A 21,995-nucleotide genomic window follows, 5' to 3' on the forward strand; every position below is an offset into this window, starting at 1 on the left:
CAATAAAAAGAGATTGGAAAGAGAAGATATAAAAATTAATATACCTGTGCCGGCGGCAGAGATTCTGGATAAGCTTCATGAAAAAGGCTTTGAAGCTTATGTGGTTGGCGGATGCGTGCGCGACAGTATACTGGGCAGGCAGCCGGGAGACTGGGATATTACTACCAGTGCCAGACCGGAGCAGGTTAAGAGCATATTCGGAAGAACGATAGATACGGGAATTCAGCATGGCACAGTTACGGTCATGATAAACAAAGAGGGCTATGAGGTTACAACCTACAGGATAGACGGCGAATACGAGGACGGACGTCATCCCAAGGATGTAACATTTACGGCAAGCCTTATCGAAGATTTAAAGCGCAGAGATTTTACAATCAATGCCATGGCCTACAGCTATGAGGATGGTCTGATTGATGAATTTGACGGTCTTCTGGATATTGAAAAAAAGACAATCAGATGCGTCGGAGATCCGAAGGAGCGTTTTACAGAGGATGCTCTTCGTATGATGAGAGCGGTCAGGTTTGCAGCGCAGCTTGACTACGATATAGAAGAGAAAACAAGAGCGGCCATAACAGAGCTTGCGCCAACGTTATCAAGAATAAGTGCTGAGAGAGTGCAGGTGGAGCTTGTTAAGCTTCTTACTTCGGATAATCCGGGTAAAATCAGAGAGCTTTACGAGACCGGTCTTACAGGGGTGTTTATGCCGGAGTTTGATAAGTGCTTTGAGACACCTCAGAATAACCCGCATCACGCCTACAATGTCGGAGAGCATATTATAAAAACTGTTGAGGCAATTGAAGCAAATAAGGTTCTCAGACTCACAATGCTTTTTCATGATATTGAGAAACCGTCATGCCGCACTACAGACGATGAAGGTGTTGATCATTTCATCGGTCATGCGGAGAAAAGTGCGGAAACTGCCTATGCGGTTCTTCGCCGTCTGAAATTCGACCGGGATACAATGGATGATGTAAAAAAACTGATACTTGTCCATGACTGGCGTTTTCCTGCGGAAAAGAAAAATGTCAGAAGAGTTGCAAATAAAATCGGAACAGAGCTGTTTCCGATGTTTTTGAAGATCAAGAGAGCGGACACAATAGCTCAGAGCAGCTACAGACAGGATGAAAAGTTTGATTGGATTCAAAAGATCTCAGATCTTTACGACGAAATAAGAAATGACGGAGAATGTCTGTCGCTTAAGGATCTTTCCGTTAACGGCAGGGATTTGATAGCACTGGGAATAAAGCCCGGCAGGGAGCTGGGGGATATTCTTGCAAACATGCTTGCGGATGTTCTGGAGGAGCCTTCGCATAACAGCAGGGAATACCTGCTTGATGAAACTAATTTAGCCGGATTTAGGAAAGGGAAGGACTAAAAACACGGGGTGATTTCCAAAGGGAGATTTGGAAAAGGGGGAAGCTTATGAAAAAGAAAATGAGAAATTTTTTCATATTGCTGTTTGCACTTGCCTTCGCATCCATGCAGCCGATGTACGCATATGCGGAAGAGACGGATGTGATGGATGATGGCAAGGTAAGAGTCTCTCTTTTGGGGAAATATGACTCTGCGGATACCGCATCTGTTAAGCAGATCAACACTTTATCCCATACAATTCAGTTCAGAAATCATGATGTGGGTAAAAACTATACCCTCAGCTATGATAATACTTCTATGATCTATGATATCCACGGTAAGCCTATGTCTGCATCAATGCTTGAGGTTGGACAGGTTGTGGATATTACTTTTTTGAAAGGTGTAAAGCACCTTAATTCTCTCGTGGTATCAACCGAAGCCTGGGTCGAAAATGATGTAAATGATTTTGATCTGGTTCGCGGTGATGAGACAGCCAAAATAAACGGCACTGTTTTTCATATCACACCCAGAACCCTTATCATTTCCGACGGGCAGGCAGTAAATGCCGAAGATATTCTTGCTACGGATACGCTCAGGGTAAGTGGGCTTGATAAAGAGATTTACAGTATTGTGGTGACCAGGGGACACGGGTATGTTAGTCTGTCGTCTGATACTGTGGACGACAGGAGCCTTGTAGGTGCATGGATTGAACTTGATAAAGAGGTAATTCGCAAGATTACTCCAAGGATGCTTATAAGTGCGCCTGAGGGAAATTATAATGTCAGCATAAGCGGTAACGGAGCGAAGTTTTCATCGGAAATTGTTGTAAACCGCAATGAAGAGACTGTAATTGATACAAGCGTAGCAGAGGTTGAGAAGATTAAGGAAGGTAATGTCACCTTCATTGTTACACCCAGCGATGCCAGAGTATTTGTAGATGGGCAAGAGGTACTTAAAGAGGTTCCGCACAGCTATACCTATGGAAAGCATAAGCTGCATGTAATGGCTGAAGGATATGAGCCTCAGGATCATATCCTGAAAGTAGCTGAAAGGGATGCTACTTTATTTATCGATCTTACTCCCAAGGATGGTACGAATTCATCCGAGGAAGGTGAGGTAACTGACGGCGATGCAGAGGCTTCTGATGCGGCTAATACAATAGATACTACCGGCATGTGGACCAGCAGCGATAACAGCAGTAGTACCGTAAGTAGTGGAAATGCGGCAAATACAGCATCATCCAAGACTACTAAGAATAATTCGAAAAGCAAAGCATCTTCCGACGCATCAAGCAGCAAGACGGCAGGTGTTGATCCCGATGCAGCTGCAACAAAGGCCCCGGAGGCGGATACCAGTTCATCCTCTTCATCAGGAAGCTCCGGTGGAAAGAGTTCGGATGCTTCATCAACAGGTGATAACTCTGACTCTTCCGATACAGGTGAAGATGAGGAAGATGAAAATACCATCAGCGGTTATAAAGTGACCTTCGATGCACCTATAGGCGCTGAGGCGTATTTTGATGGGAACTATGTGGGAATAATGCCGGTCAGCTTTACAAAAATTGCAGGCCAGCACATGGTAACTCTTCAGAAGGAAGGTTATGAGACGAAGAGTTATACTATACAGATAGATAAGGAAAAAACTAATGTAACCTATACATTCCCTGCGCTTACTCCCGTAAGTAAACCCGATGAGCCCGATAATGGAGGAAGTGGCGACAGCGGTGAGGAAGACAGTGGAAACAGTGACAGCGGCTCCGAGGGGACAGGCGATGATGCCAAACCCGAGGAGGTAAGTGGAGGACAACCGTGAGATTAGATAAATACCTGAAGGTAACAAGACTTATAAAGAGAAGAACTGTTGCAAATGAAGCCTGTGATGCAGGAAGAGTTATGATAAATGACAGGGTTGCAAAGGCAAGCACAGATGTTAAGGCGGGAGATATTATTGCAATCAGTTTCGGTAATAAGGATGTGAAAGTTGAAGTTCTGGATGTCAAGGAGACTATCCATAAAGAGGATGTATCATCGCTTTATCGTTACATCTGACCACTCACATTGACAGTGCTTTTTTCAAGTACTAAAATATACTTGAGAGGTTATATCTCCGAAATAACGATAATGATATAAAGTTTTTCGGATGGGGAGTAATAATGGCAGCTAAGGCAAGATATAAAAGGGGCAACGTTCAAAATACATATGGAATGATAATGGCTACTGTTGCAGTGGCTCTGCTTCTTATTGTGGTTCTTGTAAGGAGTTTCAGTCTGGTGCAGAAGAGAGATCAGTACCGCAGCAAGATAGAGACTCTTCAGACGCAGATAGAGACAGAGCAGGCACGCAGTGAAGAGATAGCAGAATTTGAGACATATACTACAACGAGAAAGTATATTGAGAAGGTTGCAAAGGAAAAGCTGGGACTTGTATATCCCGGAGAGATAATCTTCAAGGATGAGAGCTCAGGAAACTAAATAAAAACAAAGGCTCCGGAGGCGAGAAGTTCCGGAGCTTTTCTGATATCAAATATATGGAAGACAGATTAGGCGAAGGAATAAAAAAGTACATAGTTGAAGAAAAGCTTATCGCAGACGGTGAAGTTGTTCTTGCCGGTGTATCCGGAGGGGCTGATTCTGTCTGCCTTTTTCATGTTTTGCGGCAGCTCCGGGAGGAACAGTCTTTTGATCTTGCGGTGGTTCATATCAATCATATGATCAGAGAGGCTGCCGAAGAGGAGGCGCTATTTGTCGAGAAGCTTTGCAGTGAATATGAGATACCTTTTTACAGAAGGGATATTAATATACCGAGTATAGTCCAAAAGGCAGATTTGTCTGAGGAAGAAGCCGGGCGAAATGAGAGATATAAAGCTTTTCTTGATATAGCAGGTGAGCTTTCGAGAAAGACCGGGAAGACTGTAAAAATAGCTACCGCTCACAATATGGGCGATCAGGCGGAGACGGTTCTTCATAATCTGTTCAGAGGCAGCAGGATTAAAGGACTTTCGGGAATAAGAGCAAAGGGAGAACGCGATGGCGTCGTACTGATAAGGCCTCTTTTGGAAACAGAGAGAAGCGAAATAGAGGAATATCTAAAACAAAAAGGTTTTAAATACTGTAATGACAGCAGCAACTTTACTGATGATTACACCAGAAATCGCATCAGGCACAACGTCATTCCGGTGGCGAAGGAGCAGATAAATGCTAAAGCTGACAGGCACGTCGCGGAAGCAGCAGCTTACCTTTCAAGAATAGATGATTATATTGATGAGCAGGCGAGACTGGTTGAAGGATGGCTAGTAGAGAGCAGTAAGGACGAGGTGGTACTTGACTGTGGCAGCCTTGCAGCACAGCCGGAGATAATAAGGGAAAGGCTGATCACAAACGGTATTCAACTTTTATATCCGCACGTGAAGGATATTCAGGCGGTGCATATCAGAGAATTGACAAGGCTTCCCTTAAGCACCGATGGGTCAGCAAAACTAAGCCTTCCGTATGGCATACAAGCAATCAGAACTTATGACAAACTAAAGCTCTGTTTCGACAAGAGCCAAGGTATGGAAAATGAAGATATCAGCGTTGATATGAAGGCTTTGAGAGAGGGCGGGGAGGTGGAACTTGAAGTTCCGCGTCTCGGAGTCGTAAATTTAAGAATTTTTCCCTATAAAAGTGACCTTAAAATCCCTATGGGAGAATATACGAAATGGTTCAATTATGATAAAATAAAGAATAGTCTGCAATTCCGCACCAGAAAAACGGGTGATACCATTTCGGTAGGTAACGGAAATAAAAAACTGAAGAAATTCATGATAGATGAAAAAATCCCGGTTGATAAGAGAGATGCGCTTTACATACTTGCAGAGGGGGACAATGTTCTATGGGTTCCCGAGCATCGTATGGGAGATGCCTACAGACTGAGTGATGATTCAAACAGAGTTTTGGAAGTTGCAGTAACAAAAAGATAAAGGAACAAGGAGCGCAGGAGCACTCCCGGAAAAGAGGTAAATATGGCAGAATCAGTTAGAGTTTTACTGTCTGAGGAGGAAGTTGACAAAAGAATTCAGGAGATCGGTGAGCAGATAAGCAAAGACTATGCCGGTAAGACAGTACATCTTATTTGCGTACTTAAGGGCGGTACTTTCTTTATGTGTGAGCTTGCAAAGAGAATCACGGTTCCCGTAACTATGGACTTTATGTCAGCTTCAAGCTATGGATCTTCTACAAAATCTAGCGGCGTTGTTAAGATTGTAAAGGATCTTGATGAGCCCATTGCAGGAAAAGATGTTCTTGTAGTAGAGGATATTGTGGACTCCGGAAGAACGCTCAGCTATCTTCTTAAGATGCTTGCTGACAGAGGTCCTTCAAGCATCAAGCTTTGCACTCTTCTTGATAAGCCCGAGAGACGTGTAATGGATGTTAATGTTGATTATACAGGCTTTGAGATTCCGGACGAGTTTGTTGTGGGTTATGGTCTCGATTATGATCAGAGATATCGCAACCTTCCTTACATTGGGGTTGTAGAGTTCGATTAAAGGGGATAAACAGTGAATAAAAATAGGGGCTTTAGTTTTTACTTTGGACTGATTATAGTTCTGCTTTTGGCTCTTGCTTTTCTTGAGTACGGCAAGGGCAGAATTCAGTCATCGGATACAGCCTACACCAGAGGCCAGCTGGTCAAGGATCTCCAGGAAAACAAAATATATTCCGCAGAAATCGTTCCGAATGAGGAGACACCGACCGGAGTTGTAAAGATTGTTCTTACCAATAAAAACGAAAAGGTATTATATGCTACGGATATTTCCGAGATCGAAGCAATTCTTGTTGAGAACGGAATAGACCCTGTAGTAAGGGATGTTCCCGGTGAGAATCTTCTGATAAGCAGCATTATACCGATTCTGGTAGGATTGTTCGTCATCACCTTTTTGTTTGTGATGATGAATAATGCGCAGGGACAGTCATCCGGCAACAGCAGGATGATGAACTTTGGCAAGAGTAGAGCAAGGCTGTCCACAGGCGATGATAACAAGATAAAGCTCACGGACGTTGCAGGACTTGTTGAGGAAAAAGAGCAGCTTGCCGAGATAATCGAATTCCTTAAGGATGCAGGAAAGTTTACAAGAGTTGGAGCCAGAATACCAAAGGGTGTACTTTTGGAAGGTGCTCCCGGAACCGGTAAAACCCTGCTTGCAAGAGCTGTCGCTGGTGAAGCCGGTGTTCCGTTCTTTAGCATTTCGGGTTCCGATTTCGTAGAGATGTTCGTAGGTGTCGGAGCTTCCCGTGTAAGAGACCTCTTTGCGGATGCAAAGAAGAATTCGCCTTGTATTATATTTATCGATGAGATTGATGCGGTTGCAAGACGCCGTGGAACCGGTATGGGCGGCGGACATGACGAGCGTGAACAGACACTGAACCAGCTTCTTGTAGAGATGGACGGATTTGGTGTAAACGAAGGAATAATTGTCATGGCGGCAACAAACCGTGTAGATATTCTTGATCCCGCGATACTTCGTCCCGGACGTTTTGACAGAAAGATCACGGTTGCCCGTCCGGATGTCAGAGGACGTGAGGAGATACTTAAGGTTCATGCAAGAAATAAGCCTCTTGCAGAGACCGTTGATCTTCAGAGCATTGCACAGACTACAGCAGGATTTACCGGGGCGGATCTTGAGAACCTTTTAAATGAATCTGCAATCAATGCTGCGATGGATGACAGAGGCTTCATCACGCAGTCAGACATCCAGAAAGCTTTTGTACAGGTTGGGATAGGAACAGAGAAACACAGTCATATCATTTCCGATAAGGAAAAGAAGATAACTGCTTATCATGAGGCCGGACATGCGATACTTTACCATGTTCTTCCTGATGTAGGACCGGTATATACGGTATCTGTTATTCCCACAGGTATGGGAGCAGCAGGCTACACGATGCCGCTTCCCGAAAAGGATGAGATGTTCCTTACGAAAGGCAAAATGCTTCAGGAGATAATGGTTGTCCTCGGCGGAAGAATTGCCGAAGAGATCATCTTTGGAGATATTACAACCGGAGCATCAAGCGATATTCAGAAAGCTACCAGCGAAGCAAGAAAGATGGTTACTGTTTATGGCATGTCCAAGAGGATCGGTATCATCAATTATAACGAGCAGGAAGAAGACGTGTTTATCGGTTATGATATCCAGCACAACAAGCGCAATTCTGAGCTTATGGCTGGCGAGATTGATAAGCAGGTCAAGGATATCATCGATTTGTGCTATGCAAAGGCAAAAGAGATTCTCAGATCCTATGAGGATATTCTTCACTCCAGCGCTGAGCTTTTAATTCAAAAAGAAAAAATAGGACGTGCAGAGTTTGAAGCTCTTTTCACGCTCCATCAGGCTGTTTCACTGGGAGAAGACATAGCTGCACTGGCAGATAAAATTTGATGCTTGTGCAAAATAGACAAAAATGCATACGGGGTTTTAGTAATTTTGTGAAACGTGAGTATTTACCCATTATCGAGGTGGTGCTAATATACTCTTGTAACCCCCAATACATTAAAGTTTTTTGCTATACCCATAAGAAAGAAATACCTTCTCTAAAAAAGACAGCAACCCTAAGCTGTCTTTTTTTATATCTATTTTTTAGGAGATTATTTATGATTAGGCGGGACAGATTGTTCCATGATTTGACGCTGGATTACTACCAGCCGCCACAGCCAAAACCCGGAAAGCAGGTTTTTGTATATTTTCGGTGCGGACAGGGCGATGCCGGCAGGATAACGCTTATCTATGACAGCGAAGTAGCATCCGATGAGGTTGAGATGAAGATACACCATTCGGAGGACGGCTTTGATTATTATCTTGCCAAGGGCATAGTACCTAAAACCAGTGGTATAGTTCAGTATTATTTCAGGATTGAGTCAGAGGGGGAGACTCTTTACTATGATCAGAGGGGAGCAGGGGAATCTGTTCCCGATAAATTCAAATTCAGAATGATTCCGAATTTCTATACGCCGGATTGGGCGAAGGGAGCTGTCATGTATCAGATATTTGTTGACAGGTTCAGAAACGGAGATCCGGATAATGATGTTCTTACAGATGAGTACAATTATGTTGGCGGAAAAAGCATTCAGGTTACAAACTGGAATCAATATCCGGATCCTGACGCTGATATAAGAGAATTCTATGGCGGAGACCTTCAGGGAGTCCTGGATAAGCTTGATTATCTTAAGGATCTTGGAATAGAGGTTATTTATTTTAATCCTCTTTTCGTATCTCCTTCATCGCATAAATATGATACTCAGGACTATGACCATATCGATCCTCATTTTGGAAAAATTGTATCGGATAAAGGAAACCTTTTAACCAATAGTTATTCGAACAAGGATGCTACAAGGTATATAGACAGAGTTACAAACAAGAAAAATCTGGAGGCATCGGATGAGCTTTTTGCAAAAGTGGTTTCGGAAGCTCATAAGCGCGGAATCAGAGTAATTCTCGATGGTGTGTTCAACCACTGCGGATCCTTTAACAAGTGGATGGACAAAGAGTGTATATATGAAAATGCCAAGGGATATGAAAAGGGAGCTTATGTTTCGAAGGACAGCCCTTATCATGATTACTTCGGTTTTTCAGGCGGTAACTGGCCCTATAACAATAATTATGAGGGATGGTGGGGATATGATACTCTGCCAAAGCTCAACTATGAGGGTAGTAAAAAGCTTGAGGACTACATAATCGAAATCGGAAAGAAATGGGTTTCCGCTCCGTATTTTGCTGACGGTTGGAGACTGGATGTTGCAGCGGACCTGGGACATTCGGAGGACTATAATCACAGCTTCTGGAGGAGATTCAGAAAGGCTGTAAAAGAAGCCAACCCAGACGCCCTGATTTTGGCTGAGCATTACGGAAGCGCGCATAACTGGCTTGTAGGCGGCGAGTGGGACAGCGTTATGAACTACGATGCCTTTATGGAGCCGTTGACCTATTTCCTGACGGGAATGGAAAAGCACAGTGACGGCTATCATGGCGAGTTTATCGGCAATGTGGACAGATTCTGGGATTGCATGCTGGGTGCGGCGGCAGAAAACTTTTCACATCCGTCTCTTCTTGTGGCCATGAATGAACTTTCGAATCACGACCATTCGAGATTTCTTACCAGAACAAATCATGTTGTGGGCAGATGCGGCACCAGAGGACACAAAGCCGCTGAAGAGGGTGTAAGTAAGGCTATCATGAGGCAGGCAGTTGTTGTCCAGATGACCTGGCCCGGAGCACCTACAATTTATTATGGGGACGAGGCTGGCGTTTGCGGCTTTACGGATCCCGATAACAGAAGAACGTATCCCTGGGGAACCGAAGACCAGGAGATGATAAGGTTTCACAAGGAGATGATCCATCTTCATAAGACAAGCGTAGAGCTTAAAACCGGATCGCTGGTCAGACTGGATGCCGGTGAGGGCATCCTTGCCTATGGAAGATTCAATCGTATAAGTGCCACTATAGTCGTAATAAACACAAAAGACTATCTTACGGTAAGCGAGATAAGCCTTGCTCCGCTTGGAATACCTGAGGAAGCGAGACTTGTCAGGGTTATGGAGAGCGGTCCTAAGGGCTTTAAGACAGACGCTTTAACTTATAGTGTAAAAAACGGCAAGCTTGTCAGAGCCTACGGCGCTGATTCGGCCGTTGTTCTGCAATATAGCAGAATTACTGCGGTGAACGAGGAATCCTTCTGGTCCACCAACTTCTTCCGCATGTAATAATACAAAATACGTATCCGAGGATTTGGACAATGAAGAATACAGCAGGACATTCAAAGAAAGCAGTGTTTTTTTCTTTTACTATCTTATATATAATTACCGCACTGCTTGTATGGGGCTGGTTTTATTACAGCAAAAAGTCCATGATAAATGCGACGGATGCGTTCGAGCAGCATATTAATGCACTCTCAAAATACGGAAGATTTCTAAGAGGTGTTGCACACAGGATTTTTTCCGAGCACAAATTCGATATTCAAAGTTATGATCTGGGAATCGGATACGGAGCCGATTTTCTGACCTCAATGCAATATTATGCCGTGGGAGATCCATTGAATCTCCCCATGGCATTTTTGCCTTCAAAATACGTCTATTACTATTTTCAATTTCTTATTTTGCTTCGCCCATATCTGGCGGGACTTTCCTTTTTGCTTTTGGTATCCGGAAAAGAAAGATTTACTCTTGTTTCAAAGCTCACAGGAGCAATATCTTATTCTTTTTGCGGGATAGTTATGTTCATAGGAATGTGGAATCCGCAGTTTGTTCAGCCGATGATCTGCCTTCCGCTTCTTGTGTATGGAGTGAGAACATTTATTAGTAAAAGGAAATCGCTTCCGTTTATTCTGGCGGTAGTTCTATCCGCTGTGAGTAATTTCTATTTCTTCTACATGCTTGTGTTGATGACGCTTGTTTACGGGCTAATCTACATATTTACCTCTGATGAGGTTAAGACATTATCTGTGAAATTTCAGCTCATTGGAAGATTTATGTGCATGGGCATTATCGGAACATTAATATCCATGCCAATCCTTTTGCCTGTAATTCTCGCATTTTTGTCTAATCCAAGAGCCGGACTCGGCTCTCATGGTGTTCCGCTTATCTACAAGGCAGAGTACTATAAGGAACTGATCGGAAGTCTTATTGCGTACAGATATTTCCCGTCCTATGACACGGTTATAGGCTTTACTTTCATCGCGCTTCCGGCACTTGTTTTTCTTATCTTCAAAAGAGAAGAGGATGAGAAAGGGACGCTTTTAAGACAGAGAATCCTTGCCGTGCTTATGACATTGATGCTTTTGTTCCCAGTTGCCGGGTATGTTATGACCGGCTTTTCCTATACAATAAATCGTTGGAGTTTTGCATATTGTCTGTTGCTATCCTATCTGGCGACAGAGCTTACGGAAAACGGGGATAAGCTCAGCATGGTTAAACAGATTATCCTCGGGGTTATTTGTATCCTATATTCGGCAGCAGTTCTTATATTCGGAGATACATCCAAATTGATTTACCCCCAGCTGGTATTTCTGGGAGTGTTCTGGATAATAATTCTGATAAAAAAGATTCCGGCAAGTGTAAGAAGAGCAGCGATATTATTACTGGTTTTTCTTGCTGTTGTTCAAAACGGATATGCAGCCAATGCGCCGCAGGCAGGAAACCTTCCGAGCGGTTATGTGGATAAGATGTCGCCCGAGGAGTATGACGAGCTTGTCATGAATACGGAGCTCAGAGCGTTGACAGAGACAGTTCCCGAGGGCTATGAGCAATATTACAGTTATACCGGAAGAAATCTTACCTTCAATGCTTCGCTTCCTTACAGTATTCCTTCAACTCAGTTTTACTGGAGTCTTGCAAACGGTTCCGTATCAGACTTTTTGCAGTCAATGGCAATTAACGAGATGGCAAATTTCCAGTTCTTTGGGCTTGATGACAGAGCGATTCCACTGACTCTTTCGGGAGTTAAATATTATTCTCTTCGATACAACAACGAACAGGAGCAGAGCTATGTGCCCTATGACTATGCGCCCTTCTCCGAGTGGTACAATTTCGGAATATATGCGGGAAATAACGTCCCTGCCTTTGGATATACACAGGATCAGGTTATTTCAAGAGATGATTATGATGCGCTCTCGCCGATAAAAAGGCAGCAGGCACTTCTTTATGGCGCTGTCAGGGAATCGGAAAGTAAAAACGATGACAGTGAACTTACGAAAATGAATGTTCAAGATTCTTCCTATTACTCGGATGTCGAGGTACCTTATGAGATAACCGACACAGATGGTGTGAAGGTAAAGGATGGATATTTTAAGGCAAAAAAAGACAACGCTGAATGTACTTTGACCTTTGAAGGGGTACCTGGCTGCGAAACCTATTTATATTTTGAGAACCTTCAGTGTGAAAGTAAGTATGATGCAGTAAATATAATTGTTTCCACGGACACACCGGAAAACAGGCAGGTTACCAAGACGATTTTTTATAAGACACCGCTAAGCCAGTTCTACAGCGGCTGGCACAATTATCTGGTGAATATGTGCTACAGCGATGAGGCAAGAACCCGCATAAAGATAACGTTTACCGCAAAAGGAAAATACAGTTTTGATGCGCTGAAGGTTATATGTCAGCCGATGAACGGTTTTACGGAAAATGCAGCCGGACTTTCGGAAGAAACAATGACAGATAATAATCTTCACAGAAATTCCCTGTCGCTTATGACAAATGAAATTACCGGCACTATAAGTGCCGGTCAGGATTCCTACCTTGTTCTTAACATTCCGTATGATAAGGGATGGAGAATATATGTAGACGGAGAAAAAAGAACTCCGGAAAAAGCCAATATCATGTTCCTTGGGACTCCAATTAGTGCGGGAACCCACAGCATTGAGCTTAGATATCGCACACCTGGGTTGACCATGGGAATATTGATGGCGATAGCTGGAATCATAGCACTCATAATACTTTTAGTTACGGAGAAAAAGAATGCTGTCTGATACAAAAAGCATAAATAAACGAAATTGGTATTTTATTATAGTTTATATAATTGCAGTGTGCTCGAGGCTTATTTTCCTTCAGACTGCGCCAGCAGGGCTTCACGTGGATGAAGCAGGAATGGCATACGATGCATTTTGCCTTGCTAACTACGGCGTAGACAGAAATCTTTTGTCATTTCCTGTATATCTCATAAATTACGGCGGCGGACAGAGTGCACTCTACGCATATGTGGCAGCGATATTTATTAAGTTTATGGGACTTAATATGATCGCGATAAGACTGCCGGGTGTGCTCTTTTCACTTATAACACTCTTTGCCGGAGAAGCGATAGTCAGAAGGGTCTGCGGTGAGGATTCAGCGGCTTCTTACATCTATCCCGTCCTGTATACGGTATGCCCTGCATTTGTTATGAGTGCCAGGTTTGGTCTTGACTGTAATCTCATGCTCGGAATGACTACGCTGTTTTTATATGGACTTATGAAAGCAGTGGATTCGGGAAAAGCAGGTGACTATGCTCTTGCCGGCGTTTTTGCGGGAGTATCTCTTTATACCTATGCAATCTGCTATGCCATTATGCCTATCTTTTTGATGGTATTTTTCCTGATACTTCTTTTTTCAAAGAAATTAAACATACTAAGAGTTGTTTGCTTTGTTATTCCGCTTGGAATCCTGGCACTTCCGCTCCTTATAACGCAATATGTCAATATCACGGGAGGAGAGTCCATAGTGTTTGGAATCATTACAATGCCGGCACTTACTTTCTACCGCGGCGGAGAGATAATGGCGCCGACACTTTCGGGCTTTATAAATGCTTTAAAGAGCATATTTCTCTATGACAGCCTTGATTACAACAGTATTCCTACCTTTGGAACGATGTACTATATTACAATTCCCTTCATTGTGGCAGGACTTATATGTTCATTCATCTCCATAGGAAAATCAGTTAAGGAAAAAGAGCTGAATTTTGCGCTTTTGCCTCTCATCTGGTTTCTGGCGGAGCTCCTTATAGGCTCAATGCTCGGAGGAGACGGGCCAAACGTAAATAAGATGAACGGAATATTCTTTACGCTTGCCTTTTTTGCGGCCTTTGGAATGGATGCCCTGCTTGGTCTTTTTTCCAAAAACAAGAAGCTATATCTGGCAGCTGGCGTTGTTCTCGGGGCAGTGTTTATAGGCATTGGAGGAGCATTCTTTACTAAATATCTGGGAAGTTATTCCGATAATCTCTATCTTTTCCAAAAGCCTCTGGATGAACCTATAAAGGTTCTTTCCGAAGAGGAATATTTTGCTGAAAAGCAGGTTGTTGTAATTCATAACAACCAGCCATATATTCCGCCATATATTTACTATTTGCTCGGAACAAAGCTGTCACCCTATGACTTTAACATGGGGGATACTTCTTTCTACGGAAGATATTTATTTAATATGCCAGAGGACCTCAGCCCGGATTATGTCTATCTTGTATTTGAGGGAAATCCTGAGGCGGTAGATACTCTGTATAGCATTGGCTGCAACCAGACTCTTGAATTTGAAGGCTCATCTATCGTTTGGTGTGGAGAGCCTGTAGACATTGCGAATTCTGAAGAGGAATCCGATAAGGCAGGAGTACCTTTCGGACATGATCTTCCGTTCCACTTAAGAAGAATTGCGGGAATTGCAGAGGGTCTAAAATGCGAGGAATTCCCGGTAAAGATGCAGCACTACTGGTTTAATAACTATGGCTATCCGGTAGGCGTTATGTACGGAGATGCCCTTTTATATATCCCGGCTGTTCTTCATCTTATGGGAATGCCGCTGTGGATGGCATATATGTGGTACTTCGCGCTGATACAGATTCTCACGGCACTTACAGCATATCTTTGCTTTAAGTATATTTCAGGCGACAGAATTACAGCTGTCATTACCATGCTTCTGTATGTGCTCTCATTCTGGAGACTGACGGATCTCCTTTCGAGAGAAGCTGTCGGAGAATACAGTGCCTTTGCATTTTTGCCGCTCATAGTCCTTGGCCTTGCCAGAATCCACAGGAATGAAAAGAGCGGGCGCGGAGCATTTCTCCTTGGCCTTGGTATGACAGGCCTTTTTATGACGCATCTTCTCAGCGTTGTGATGGCGATGCTGTTTATTGTCATATTTGTGATAGCTGATATAAAGACTATGCTTTCAGAGGGAAGATGGAAGAGTCTTATAGGTGCAGCGGTGGGGACGCTTGTCTTCAATTTGTGGCAGCTTGTACCCCTTATGGATTATTACAAGAATGCACCAATGCTAATTAACTCAGCTGAAAAGACTCCGATCCAGACCTTTGGCATAACTTGGAGGCAGCTCGGCGGAGCATTTTACAATGTTCTTGCCCCAATATTGGAGCTTGGAACAGAGCCAGTGGATGAGCTTCCCCAGTCACCCGGGCTGGCACTTCTTCTTATTTGTGTGATAGCGGTGATTGTTCTTATTAAGGACAGAAAAGAGATAGAGAATAAGAGGGTAGCAATAACGCTGATAGCGCTTTCAGTATTTGCAATTGTACTTAGTACCTGTTACTTCCCATATGATCTTTTACTTAGCAAGGCGCAGCTTTTGTTTAAGCTACTTGGAAGTATTCAGTATCCTGCAAGATACCTTACCGCGGCAACAATGCTGATTTGTACTCTATATGCGATTATAAGAAGGCACAGACCGGCTTATGTTATGAGTGCGGTGCTTCTTGCGCTCACCATCTGGCAGAGCGGAGGATATATAAATACATTTCTTGAAAAGCAGACAAATATTGTGTCTATTGAGAGTATTGATGAATGGACTTCATTCGATGATGACAGACAGTACATGCTGACAGGTACAGATCTTGAGAGACTTCAGTATGCATCTGTGCTTCCTTCATCGGAGGAAATAACCTACGACGGAGAAAGCAGAGAAAAAGGTGTGTATGAACTTCATTTGATCAACAGCTCCGGGGAAGAGGGCTATGCAGACCTTCCGCTTCTTGCATATCCTCACTACTACGCTACAGATGGTGTGCAAAGCTATAAGCTGTCTGCAGGTGATAATAATAAGCTTAGAATTACTCTTCCCGCGGGATGTGACTCAGTTATAAAGATTCGCTTCAGGGAACCTTTATATTGGAGAATAGCTGAGCTTGTAACACTCGCATTTGTTTTGGTTATTATTGCAGCATGCTTTAGAAAGAAGAATAAATAAATGATGCTGCATCATAGCCGGGTCCCCAGACACCACAGGTAACAATAAACAGAACTGCGGCAAAGTAAACTATCCATCTGATCCAAAGCGCTTGATTTGTCAGGGCTTTTCGAACCACAATGCCTTTGTAGTTTAATACATCAACTATAGCCAGGACGATGATCGAAACACCGAGAAGCCTTATGTCAGCTTCGGGAAGTCCGAGATTGAAAAGTGTTCCGTCAAATAATACCCAGGGCTTAAACTTCCACATGTTTGTAAGAACGTAACGTGCAACCTTGAAGGAAGGCGCTCTGAAGAAGATCCAGCCGATGTTTACAAGAATAAAGGTAACCACTATATTGACCAGCCGGAGCGCAAGCCCCTGCGGGTCAATATTTAATTTTGCTGTCAGATTTTCTTTAAGGGGCTTTGTAATGATACCAATTACCTGATACAAGCCGTGGAGCAGTCCCCAGAAAACAAAGGTCCAGGCAGCACCGTGCCAAAGTCCGCTTAAAGCAAATACAATACAGATGTTTATCAGTTTTCTGACATAGCCCTTTCGGTTTCCGCCAAGAGGTATATAGATATAGTCTCTTAACCAGGAAGAAAGAGATATATGCCATCTTCTCCAGAACTCTGCAATTGAGCGTGACAGATAGGGCTGCTCAAAGTTTTTCATGATATCTATGCCGAGTATTTTTGCGCTTCCAATTGCTATATTGGAGTAGCCGGCAAAGTCACAGTATATTTCCAGTGTATAGAAAATTGTAGCAAGGAAGAGAAGCGTTCCCGTGTAGTTGCTGTAAGATGAGTAGATGTGATCCACAAGGGGAGCAAGTCTGTCAGCAATAATGATTTTTTGAAAATATCCCCACAGCATGAGAAGAAGTCCATCCCTCATATTTTCATAGGAAAAGTCCTTCGGATTTTCAAACTGAGGAATCATATTGCCGGCTCTCTCAATAGGTCCCGACATAACTTCAGGAAAAAATGAGATGAAAAGAGCAAGACGAAGGAAGTTCTTTTGAGCGGGTATTTTTCCTCTATAGGTGTCTACGAGATAGCCAATCGCCTGGAAAATATAGAAGGATATACCGACAGGAAGCGCGATCTCTGCGACGATTCCGAGCGGCTCAATCCCGAGGGCATCCTGGAGCGATTTGACTGTTTCAAGAAGAAATCCCGTATATTTAAAGTATCCGAGAACAAGGAGCAGGAGAACAATTCCTGTAACGAGTACAGGTTTTTTGCCTTTTCTGTTTTCTCCGGAAGTATCGGATCTTCCCATAAGAATTCCAGCCACATAGGTTATAACCGAAACAGCGATAAGCAGTAAAAGGAGCTTACCGCTTAGCTTATAGTAAAATCCCCAGCTCGCTGCAAGAAGCCAGATATATCTTATCTTTTTTGGAAGAACAAAATAAACGGATATGGTTATTAGTAAAAACAGTAGAAATTTAAGTGAAACAAATTGCATGTCATCCTCCGGATTTAATTATCTTTGGTCATAATCATAGGTGAAATGATCGCAGGTGTAGTACTGATGCGATGTGCAAACGCCGCCCGAGAAGAACAAAAGCTGCACATCCGCATAGGCATGATCATCGGAATATAGGTAGTTATTCTCAGTATCACCGTTTACATACAGAATCCTGTATATTGCACTTGCGGGACTGTATAAAAATACTCCGTCAGAGGTTTCCACAGTAAATTCATTTTCTGAATCTCCGACAAATTCTGTGATCACTCCATGATCGGAAATCATCATATAGGAGCAGTTTGAAGAAACTGCCTGATCAAGCATTTCCGTGGCGCCAAGTGAATGAAGCTGACGTACAAGGCTGGGGTCGGAATAAACAGCAGTGTCACCTCTTACCGAAATGGTGAAGGTTTTATTGGAGTTATTCAGCTGCAGCATCATTAGCTGAGTGTACAGGTCATCATTTCCTTCGCACATCGAAGCCAGTTCTGCATTGTAATCCCCGATGTAATCATTCCATTTTTCATATCCGGAATCCTCTCTGTGATCCGGGAGAGGACAGTTCTGTGCTATGAAATCTCCGAGGCAGGAAGTGACTTTTCTGCTGCCAAGTACATTCAGGTGACCGGCATCCTCCATATCGGTATTGACATCAATTATTCCGGGAATCTCGAGCATATTGAGTGAAGGAACACCATATTCCGCAGCTATTTGAGTCGCAGTATGAGCAGCTGCCTGATTATCATACATGGCAAGGAAGGGAAGGGTTACTACCACAACCTGAATGTTTCTGCTCTGACATTCTTCAATGATCCTTCGAAGATAAGCGGTTCCGACGGTTTCCTGTTCAAGAGTCCCTGCCTGAAAATCGGTGTAGGTATACTCCTGAGAGTGGATGCCATATTCCATAACCGCTCCCATCATGCGATTTACGTCAGCATCCTTTGTAAAGCGCTTGAAGTCGTCTGCCTCAAGCTCCTTCCATCTGTCGTGATAGACAATGAAGTCAGCTAAATAAGGGTATTTTTCGTCTCTGTCTTGAAACATATCGTTTATGGCGTGATATTTTGTTCTGCTTAAGGGAAAACGATCAATATTGAGATGAAGCTCATCGCTGCTTACATTTGCCTCGGGATCATCTATGTATCTGATATTGTTTTCCAGCATATACGAATCGACAACCACCAGCTTAGGAGTGCAGTAATCGAGAGCAAGCATCATCTGCCAATAGCTTGAAAGAAGAACGCTTCCGTAGCCGCCGAGGTTGTAGGAAGTATATCCGTAATCCTCAAATAGCTGCAGAGGATTGATTCCGTTTATGACATGAGAGGAACCAAGGAAAAATGCATCGATATGATCCTTTTTGGCTTCCTCGAAAAACTCCTGATTTTTATTGAAGCTGGATTTGCGCTCTACAAGAAGTGACATACAGATAAAACAAACGCAGAGAATAGCGAGAAACACTGCTGTTTTTATGAAAAGTGAGAGCTTTTTATTCACGTTATTTCCTCCCCAAAGGTAATACGGATTTCCATTAACGAAAAAAATGAATTTGAATCGGAAATTCCACGCTTTATTGTATCATAAAAATCCTTAGGAAAAACCAATCTGATAGCAAATAAAGATTGTATTTGCCTTAAGTAATGAGCTATAATATTTTCAGTGTTTTGTTAACAATATTTACGAAAGGTGGTACAAATTATGCCATTAGTTACAACGACTGATATGTTCAAAAAAGCATATGACGGTGGATATGCTGTTGGTGCCTTCAATATCAACAACATGGAGTTCATTCAGGCTATTACAGAGGCTTGTGACGAGCTCAAGTCCCCCGTTATCCTTCAGTGCTCTGCAGGAGCAATCAAGTATGCACAGTTCCCTTACCTTGTAAACATGGTTAAGGCAGCTGCTGAGTCAACATCTATTCCGATCGCTCTTCACCTTGATCACGGTGCAAGCTTCGAAATCTGTAAGGAATGTATCGACAACGGATTTACATCTGTTATGATCGATGCTTCTTCAAAGCCTTACGAAGAGAACATCGAGCTCTCCAAGAAGGTTGCTGATTACGCTCATTCAAAGGGCTGCACAGTTGAGGCTGAGCTCGGTACACTTTCAGGTGTTGAGGATGATGTAAACGTTGCTGATGATGCAGCACAGTATACAAATCCTGATCAGGTTGAGGATTTCATGAAGCGTACAGGCGTTGATTCACTGGCTATCGCTATCGGAACAAGCCACGGTGCTTTCAAGTTTAAGCCCGGCCAGGATCCCAAGCTTCGTCTTGATATCCTTGAGGAAGTTGTTAAGAGACTTCCCGGATTCCCGATCGTTCTTCACGGTTCTTCAGCAGTTCCTCAGAAGTTCGTTGGAATCATCAATGCTAACGGCGGCGCTCTGAAGGATGCTATCGGTATTCCGGATGAGCAGCTTCGTGCAGCAGCTAAGAGTGCAGTCTGCAAGATCAACATCGACTCCGATCTTCGTCTTGGTATGACAGCAGGTATCCGTCAGCACTTCGCTGAGCATCCTGAGCACTTCGATCCTCGTCAGTATCTTGGCGACGGCCGCGCTTATGTTAAGGAAATCGTTCACGACAAGATCATCAACGTTCTTGGTTCTGACGGTAAGGCTTGATAAAAGCGAATATATAAAATGTAAAGCTGCCATGGGTTTTCCTGTGGCAGCTTTTTTATATTTTACTGTTTCTTAATATTATTTTTTCAATATATCGTGTAAAATTAGTATATCATCCTATGCTTTCCCGTAAGGGAAACGACGGATGAGGGGAATAGGGAGGTTAATAAAATGCACAACCAGCTTACAAAAAAAGACATCGAGGACATGGAGGCGGAGATAGAGCACCGCAAGGCCGTTGTCAGAAAGGAACTCCTTGAGGATGTTAAGGAAGCAAGAGCCCAGGGAGACTTAAGCGAGAATTTTGAATATTATGCGGCAAAGAAAGCTAAAAATGCCAATGAGAGCAGAATCAGATTTCTTGAGAGAATGATAAAGACCGCTGAGATAATAGATGACTCCAGTAAGGAGGATGAAGTAGGAATGAATAAGACCGTCACAGTGCGACTGGAGGATGACGGATCGGAAGCTACTTATAAGATAGTTACCACCATGAGAGGAAATGCTTTAAAGGGCCTTATCAGTATAGAATCTCCCATGGGGAAACAGCTTCTCGGACATAAAGTGGGAGACAAGCTCACTATAGAAGTAAACAGTGACTACAGCTATGACATAACTATCCTGAAGATAGAGAACACGGAACTGACAGAAGAAGATAAGCTAAGAGACTTTTAAGGAGGAAGAAATATGGGACTTCATGTATTCCAACCTGTTGATTTGGATGAAATATTGGAAGGCGCTTTTAAATTTGGAGGCGATACCTGGGCACTGCTTACAGCGGGAAATGAAGAAAAAGCCAATACCATGACGATATCCTGGGGCGGTATAACGCATATCTGGGATAAAACCTGTGCCATTATTTATGTTCGTGAGTCCAGATATACAAAGGAATTCATTGATGCCCAGAAGAAGTTTTCACTTTCATTTCTTCATCATGACACATATAAATCTCTTAAGAAATATCTTGGTTCTGTATCCGGAAGAGATGAGGACAAGATAAAGAATGCAAAGCTTAATGTGAACTTTGATGACGGTGTTCCGTTTATAGACGAGGCAGATAATGTCATTATATGCAGAGTTCTGTATAAGCAGCTTATGAAGGAAGAATGCTTTGTTAACGGAAGATTGATTGCCGATTATTACGCAAAGGGTGATTATCACTATTATTATATAGCTGAGATCAAAAAGGTAATGATTCGATGAAAGCAGCAAATATAGCATCCTTCGAAGAAATAGGAAAATTTATTTTTCTTTCTGACGAGCCAACTCCGGCAGATATTATTCTTATTCCCGGGGCACCGCTGCAGGAACTTGCCTTTCACGGAGCAGAACTGTGGAAAAAAGGTTTTGCACCAAAGATACTTGTCACCGGAAAATTTTATATGACTTATGAGAGTCTTGAGGATGAGTTTAACAGATATTCTGCAAGTAACGGGGACAGGGACGGAGCTGTAACGGAGGCAGAGTTTCTTACTAAGCTCATGATAAGAGAGGGTGTCGATAAGGATGCAGTAATCCTTGAAGAGGAATCAACAAACACCTTTGAGAATGCGAAGTTTTCCAGAAGAATAATAGAAGAGGATCTGAAAGAGGAAAATATACGCCACATAATCCTTTGCTGTCAGGCGTTTCATGCAAGGAGAGCGCTCATGACTTTTCAGTCGGAGCTTCGTGACATCAGGATAACCGTATGTCCTGTTGTTACAAGGGGAATATGTATAGATACATGGATGGATAATGTGAAAAGTTATAATCTGGTATTGTCTGAGTTTTCCAAATGCGGAGAGTATTTTAAAGGAGACAGAATGTACGAACTCAGATAAAGATTTTTAAGTGCACTATTTTATGAGGGG

General features: G+C 43.0%; 16 protein-coding genes. 14 read left to right on the forward strand and 2 right to left on the reverse strand.

Going from position 1 to position 21,995, the window contains the following annotated elements; translation table 11 throughout:
* Window positions 1-28 precede the first annotated feature (28 nt).
* From G630_RS21355 to G630_RS0109470, 10 genes are all read left to right on the forward strand, one after another.
* A complete protein-coding gene (locus G630_RS21355) occupies window positions 29-1,375 on the forward strand; it encodes a CCA tRNA nucleotidyltransferase (RefSeq protein ID WP_044959068.1) in 1,347 nt (448 codons plus the stop codon).
* A gap of 47 nt (window positions 1,376-1,422) precedes the next feature.
* Entirely contained in the window at window positions 1,423-3,165 is a 1,743-nt protein-coding gene (locus tag G630_RS0109430; RefSeq protein ID WP_026498438.1) for a PEGA domain-containing protein, read from the forward strand.
* Window positions 3,162-3,401, forward strand: coding sequence for an RNA-binding S4 domain-containing protein (locus G630_RS0109435; protein ID WP_022761750.1), 240 nt, complete (start codon window positions 3,162-3,164; stop codon window positions 3,399-3,401). The genes G630_RS0109430 and G630_RS0109435 overlap by 4 nt, the downstream gene beginning before the upstream one ends.
* Window positions 3,402-3,505: 104 nt before the next feature.
* Entirely contained in the window at window positions 3,506-3,823 is a 318-nt protein-coding gene (locus tag G630_RS0109440) for an FtsB family cell division protein (protein ID WP_022761749.1), read from the forward strand.
* A 56-nt stretch (window positions 3,824-3,879) separates the two neighbouring features.
* On the forward strand, window positions 3,880-5,310 hold the full coding sequence (tilS, locus tag G630_RS0109445) for a tRNA lysidine(34) synthetase TilS (protein WP_026498439.1): 1,431 nt from the start codon (window positions 3,880-3,882) through the stop codon (window positions 5,308-5,310).
* A 42-nt stretch (window positions 5,311-5,352) separates the two neighbouring features.
* Complete coding sequence (hpt, locus tag G630_RS0109450) at window positions 5,353-5,877, forward strand: hypoxanthine phosphoribosyltransferase (protein WP_022761747.1); 525 nt, start codon at window positions 5,353-5,355, stop codon at window positions 5,875-5,877.
* Between the two features lie 12 nt (window positions 5,878-5,889).
* The gene (ftsH, locus tag G630_RS0109455; RefSeq protein WP_022761746.1) at window positions 5,890-7,764 is read left to right on the forward strand and encodes an ATP-dependent zinc metalloprotease FtsH; all 1,875 of its coding nucleotides are present in this window, start codon (window positions 5,890-5,892) and stop codon (window positions 7,762-7,764) included.
* Window positions 7,765-7,976: 212 nt separating this feature from the next.
* The gene (locus tag G630_RS21360; RefSeq protein ID WP_049946160.1) at window positions 7,977-10,082 is read left to right on the forward strand and encodes a glycoside hydrolase family 13 protein; all 2,106 of its coding nucleotides are present in this window, start codon (window positions 7,977-7,979) and stop codon (window positions 10,080-10,082) included.
* 32 nt (window positions 10,083-10,114) lie between these two features.
* Window positions 10,115-12,844, forward strand: coding sequence for a YfhO family protein (locus G630_RS0109465; RefSeq protein WP_026498440.1), 2,730 nt, complete (start codon window positions 10,115-10,117; stop codon window positions 12,842-12,844).
* Window positions 12,834-16,040 (forward strand): glycosyltransferase family 39 protein, encoded by a 3,207-nt coding sequence (locus G630_RS0109470; protein ID WP_026498441.1) that lies wholly within the window; start codon window positions 12,834-12,836, stop codon window positions 16,038-16,040. The genes G630_RS0109465 and G630_RS0109470 overlap by 11 nt, the downstream gene beginning before the upstream one ends.
* Here G630_RS0109470 and G630_RS0109475 read toward each other — a convergent pair.
* Together G630_RS0109475 and G630_RS21365 are read right to left on the reverse strand one after the other, a co-directional pair.
* A complete protein-coding gene (locus tag G630_RS0109475) occupies window positions 16,021-17,502 on the reverse strand; it encodes an MBOAT family O-acyltransferase (RefSeq protein WP_026498442.1) in 1,482 nt (493 codons plus the stop codon). The genes G630_RS0109470 and G630_RS0109475 overlap by 20 nt on opposite strands.
* A gap of 18 nt (window positions 17,503-17,520) precedes the next feature.
* Entirely contained in the window at window positions 17,521-19,005 is a 1,485-nt protein-coding gene (locus G630_RS21365) for a hypothetical protein (protein ID WP_044959044.1), read from the reverse strand.
* Window positions 19,006-19,206: 201 nt separating this feature from the next.
* On the opposite strand from G630_RS21365, the gene fba reads away from it, so the two are divergent.
* From fba to G630_RS0109500, 4 genes are all read left to right on the forward strand, one after another.
* Entirely contained in the window at window positions 19,207-20,142 is a 936-nt protein-coding gene (gene fba, locus G630_RS0109485; protein ID WP_022761740.1) for a class II fructose-1,6-bisphosphate aldolase, read from the forward strand.
* 171 nt (window positions 20,143-20,313) lie between these two features.
* Window positions 20,314-20,817: a transcription elongation factor GreA gene (gene greA / locus G630_RS0109490; RefSeq protein ID WP_022761739.1), complete on the forward strand. Its 504-nt coding sequence runs from the start codon at window positions 20,314-20,316 to the stop codon at window positions 20,815-20,817.
* A gap of 12 nt (window positions 20,818-20,829) precedes the next feature.
* The gene (locus tag G630_RS0109495) at window positions 20,830-21,345 is read left to right on the forward strand and encodes a flavin reductase (protein WP_022761738.1); all 516 of its coding nucleotides are present in this window, start codon (window positions 20,830-20,832) and stop codon (window positions 21,343-21,345) included.
* On the forward strand, window positions 21,342-21,965 hold the full coding sequence (locus G630_RS0109500) for a YdcF family protein (protein ID WP_022761737.1): 624 nt from the start codon (window positions 21,342-21,344) through the stop codon (window positions 21,963-21,965). Before G630_RS0109495 ends, G630_RS0109500 begins: the two co-directional genes overlap by 4 nt.
* Window positions 21,966-21,995: the final 30 nt, after the last annotated feature.

The sequence above is a fragment of the Butyrivibrio sp. WCD2001 genome (genome assembly GCF_000424485.1).
GTDB lineage: Bacteria > Bacillota > Clostridia > Lachnospirales > Lachnospiraceae > Butyrivibrio.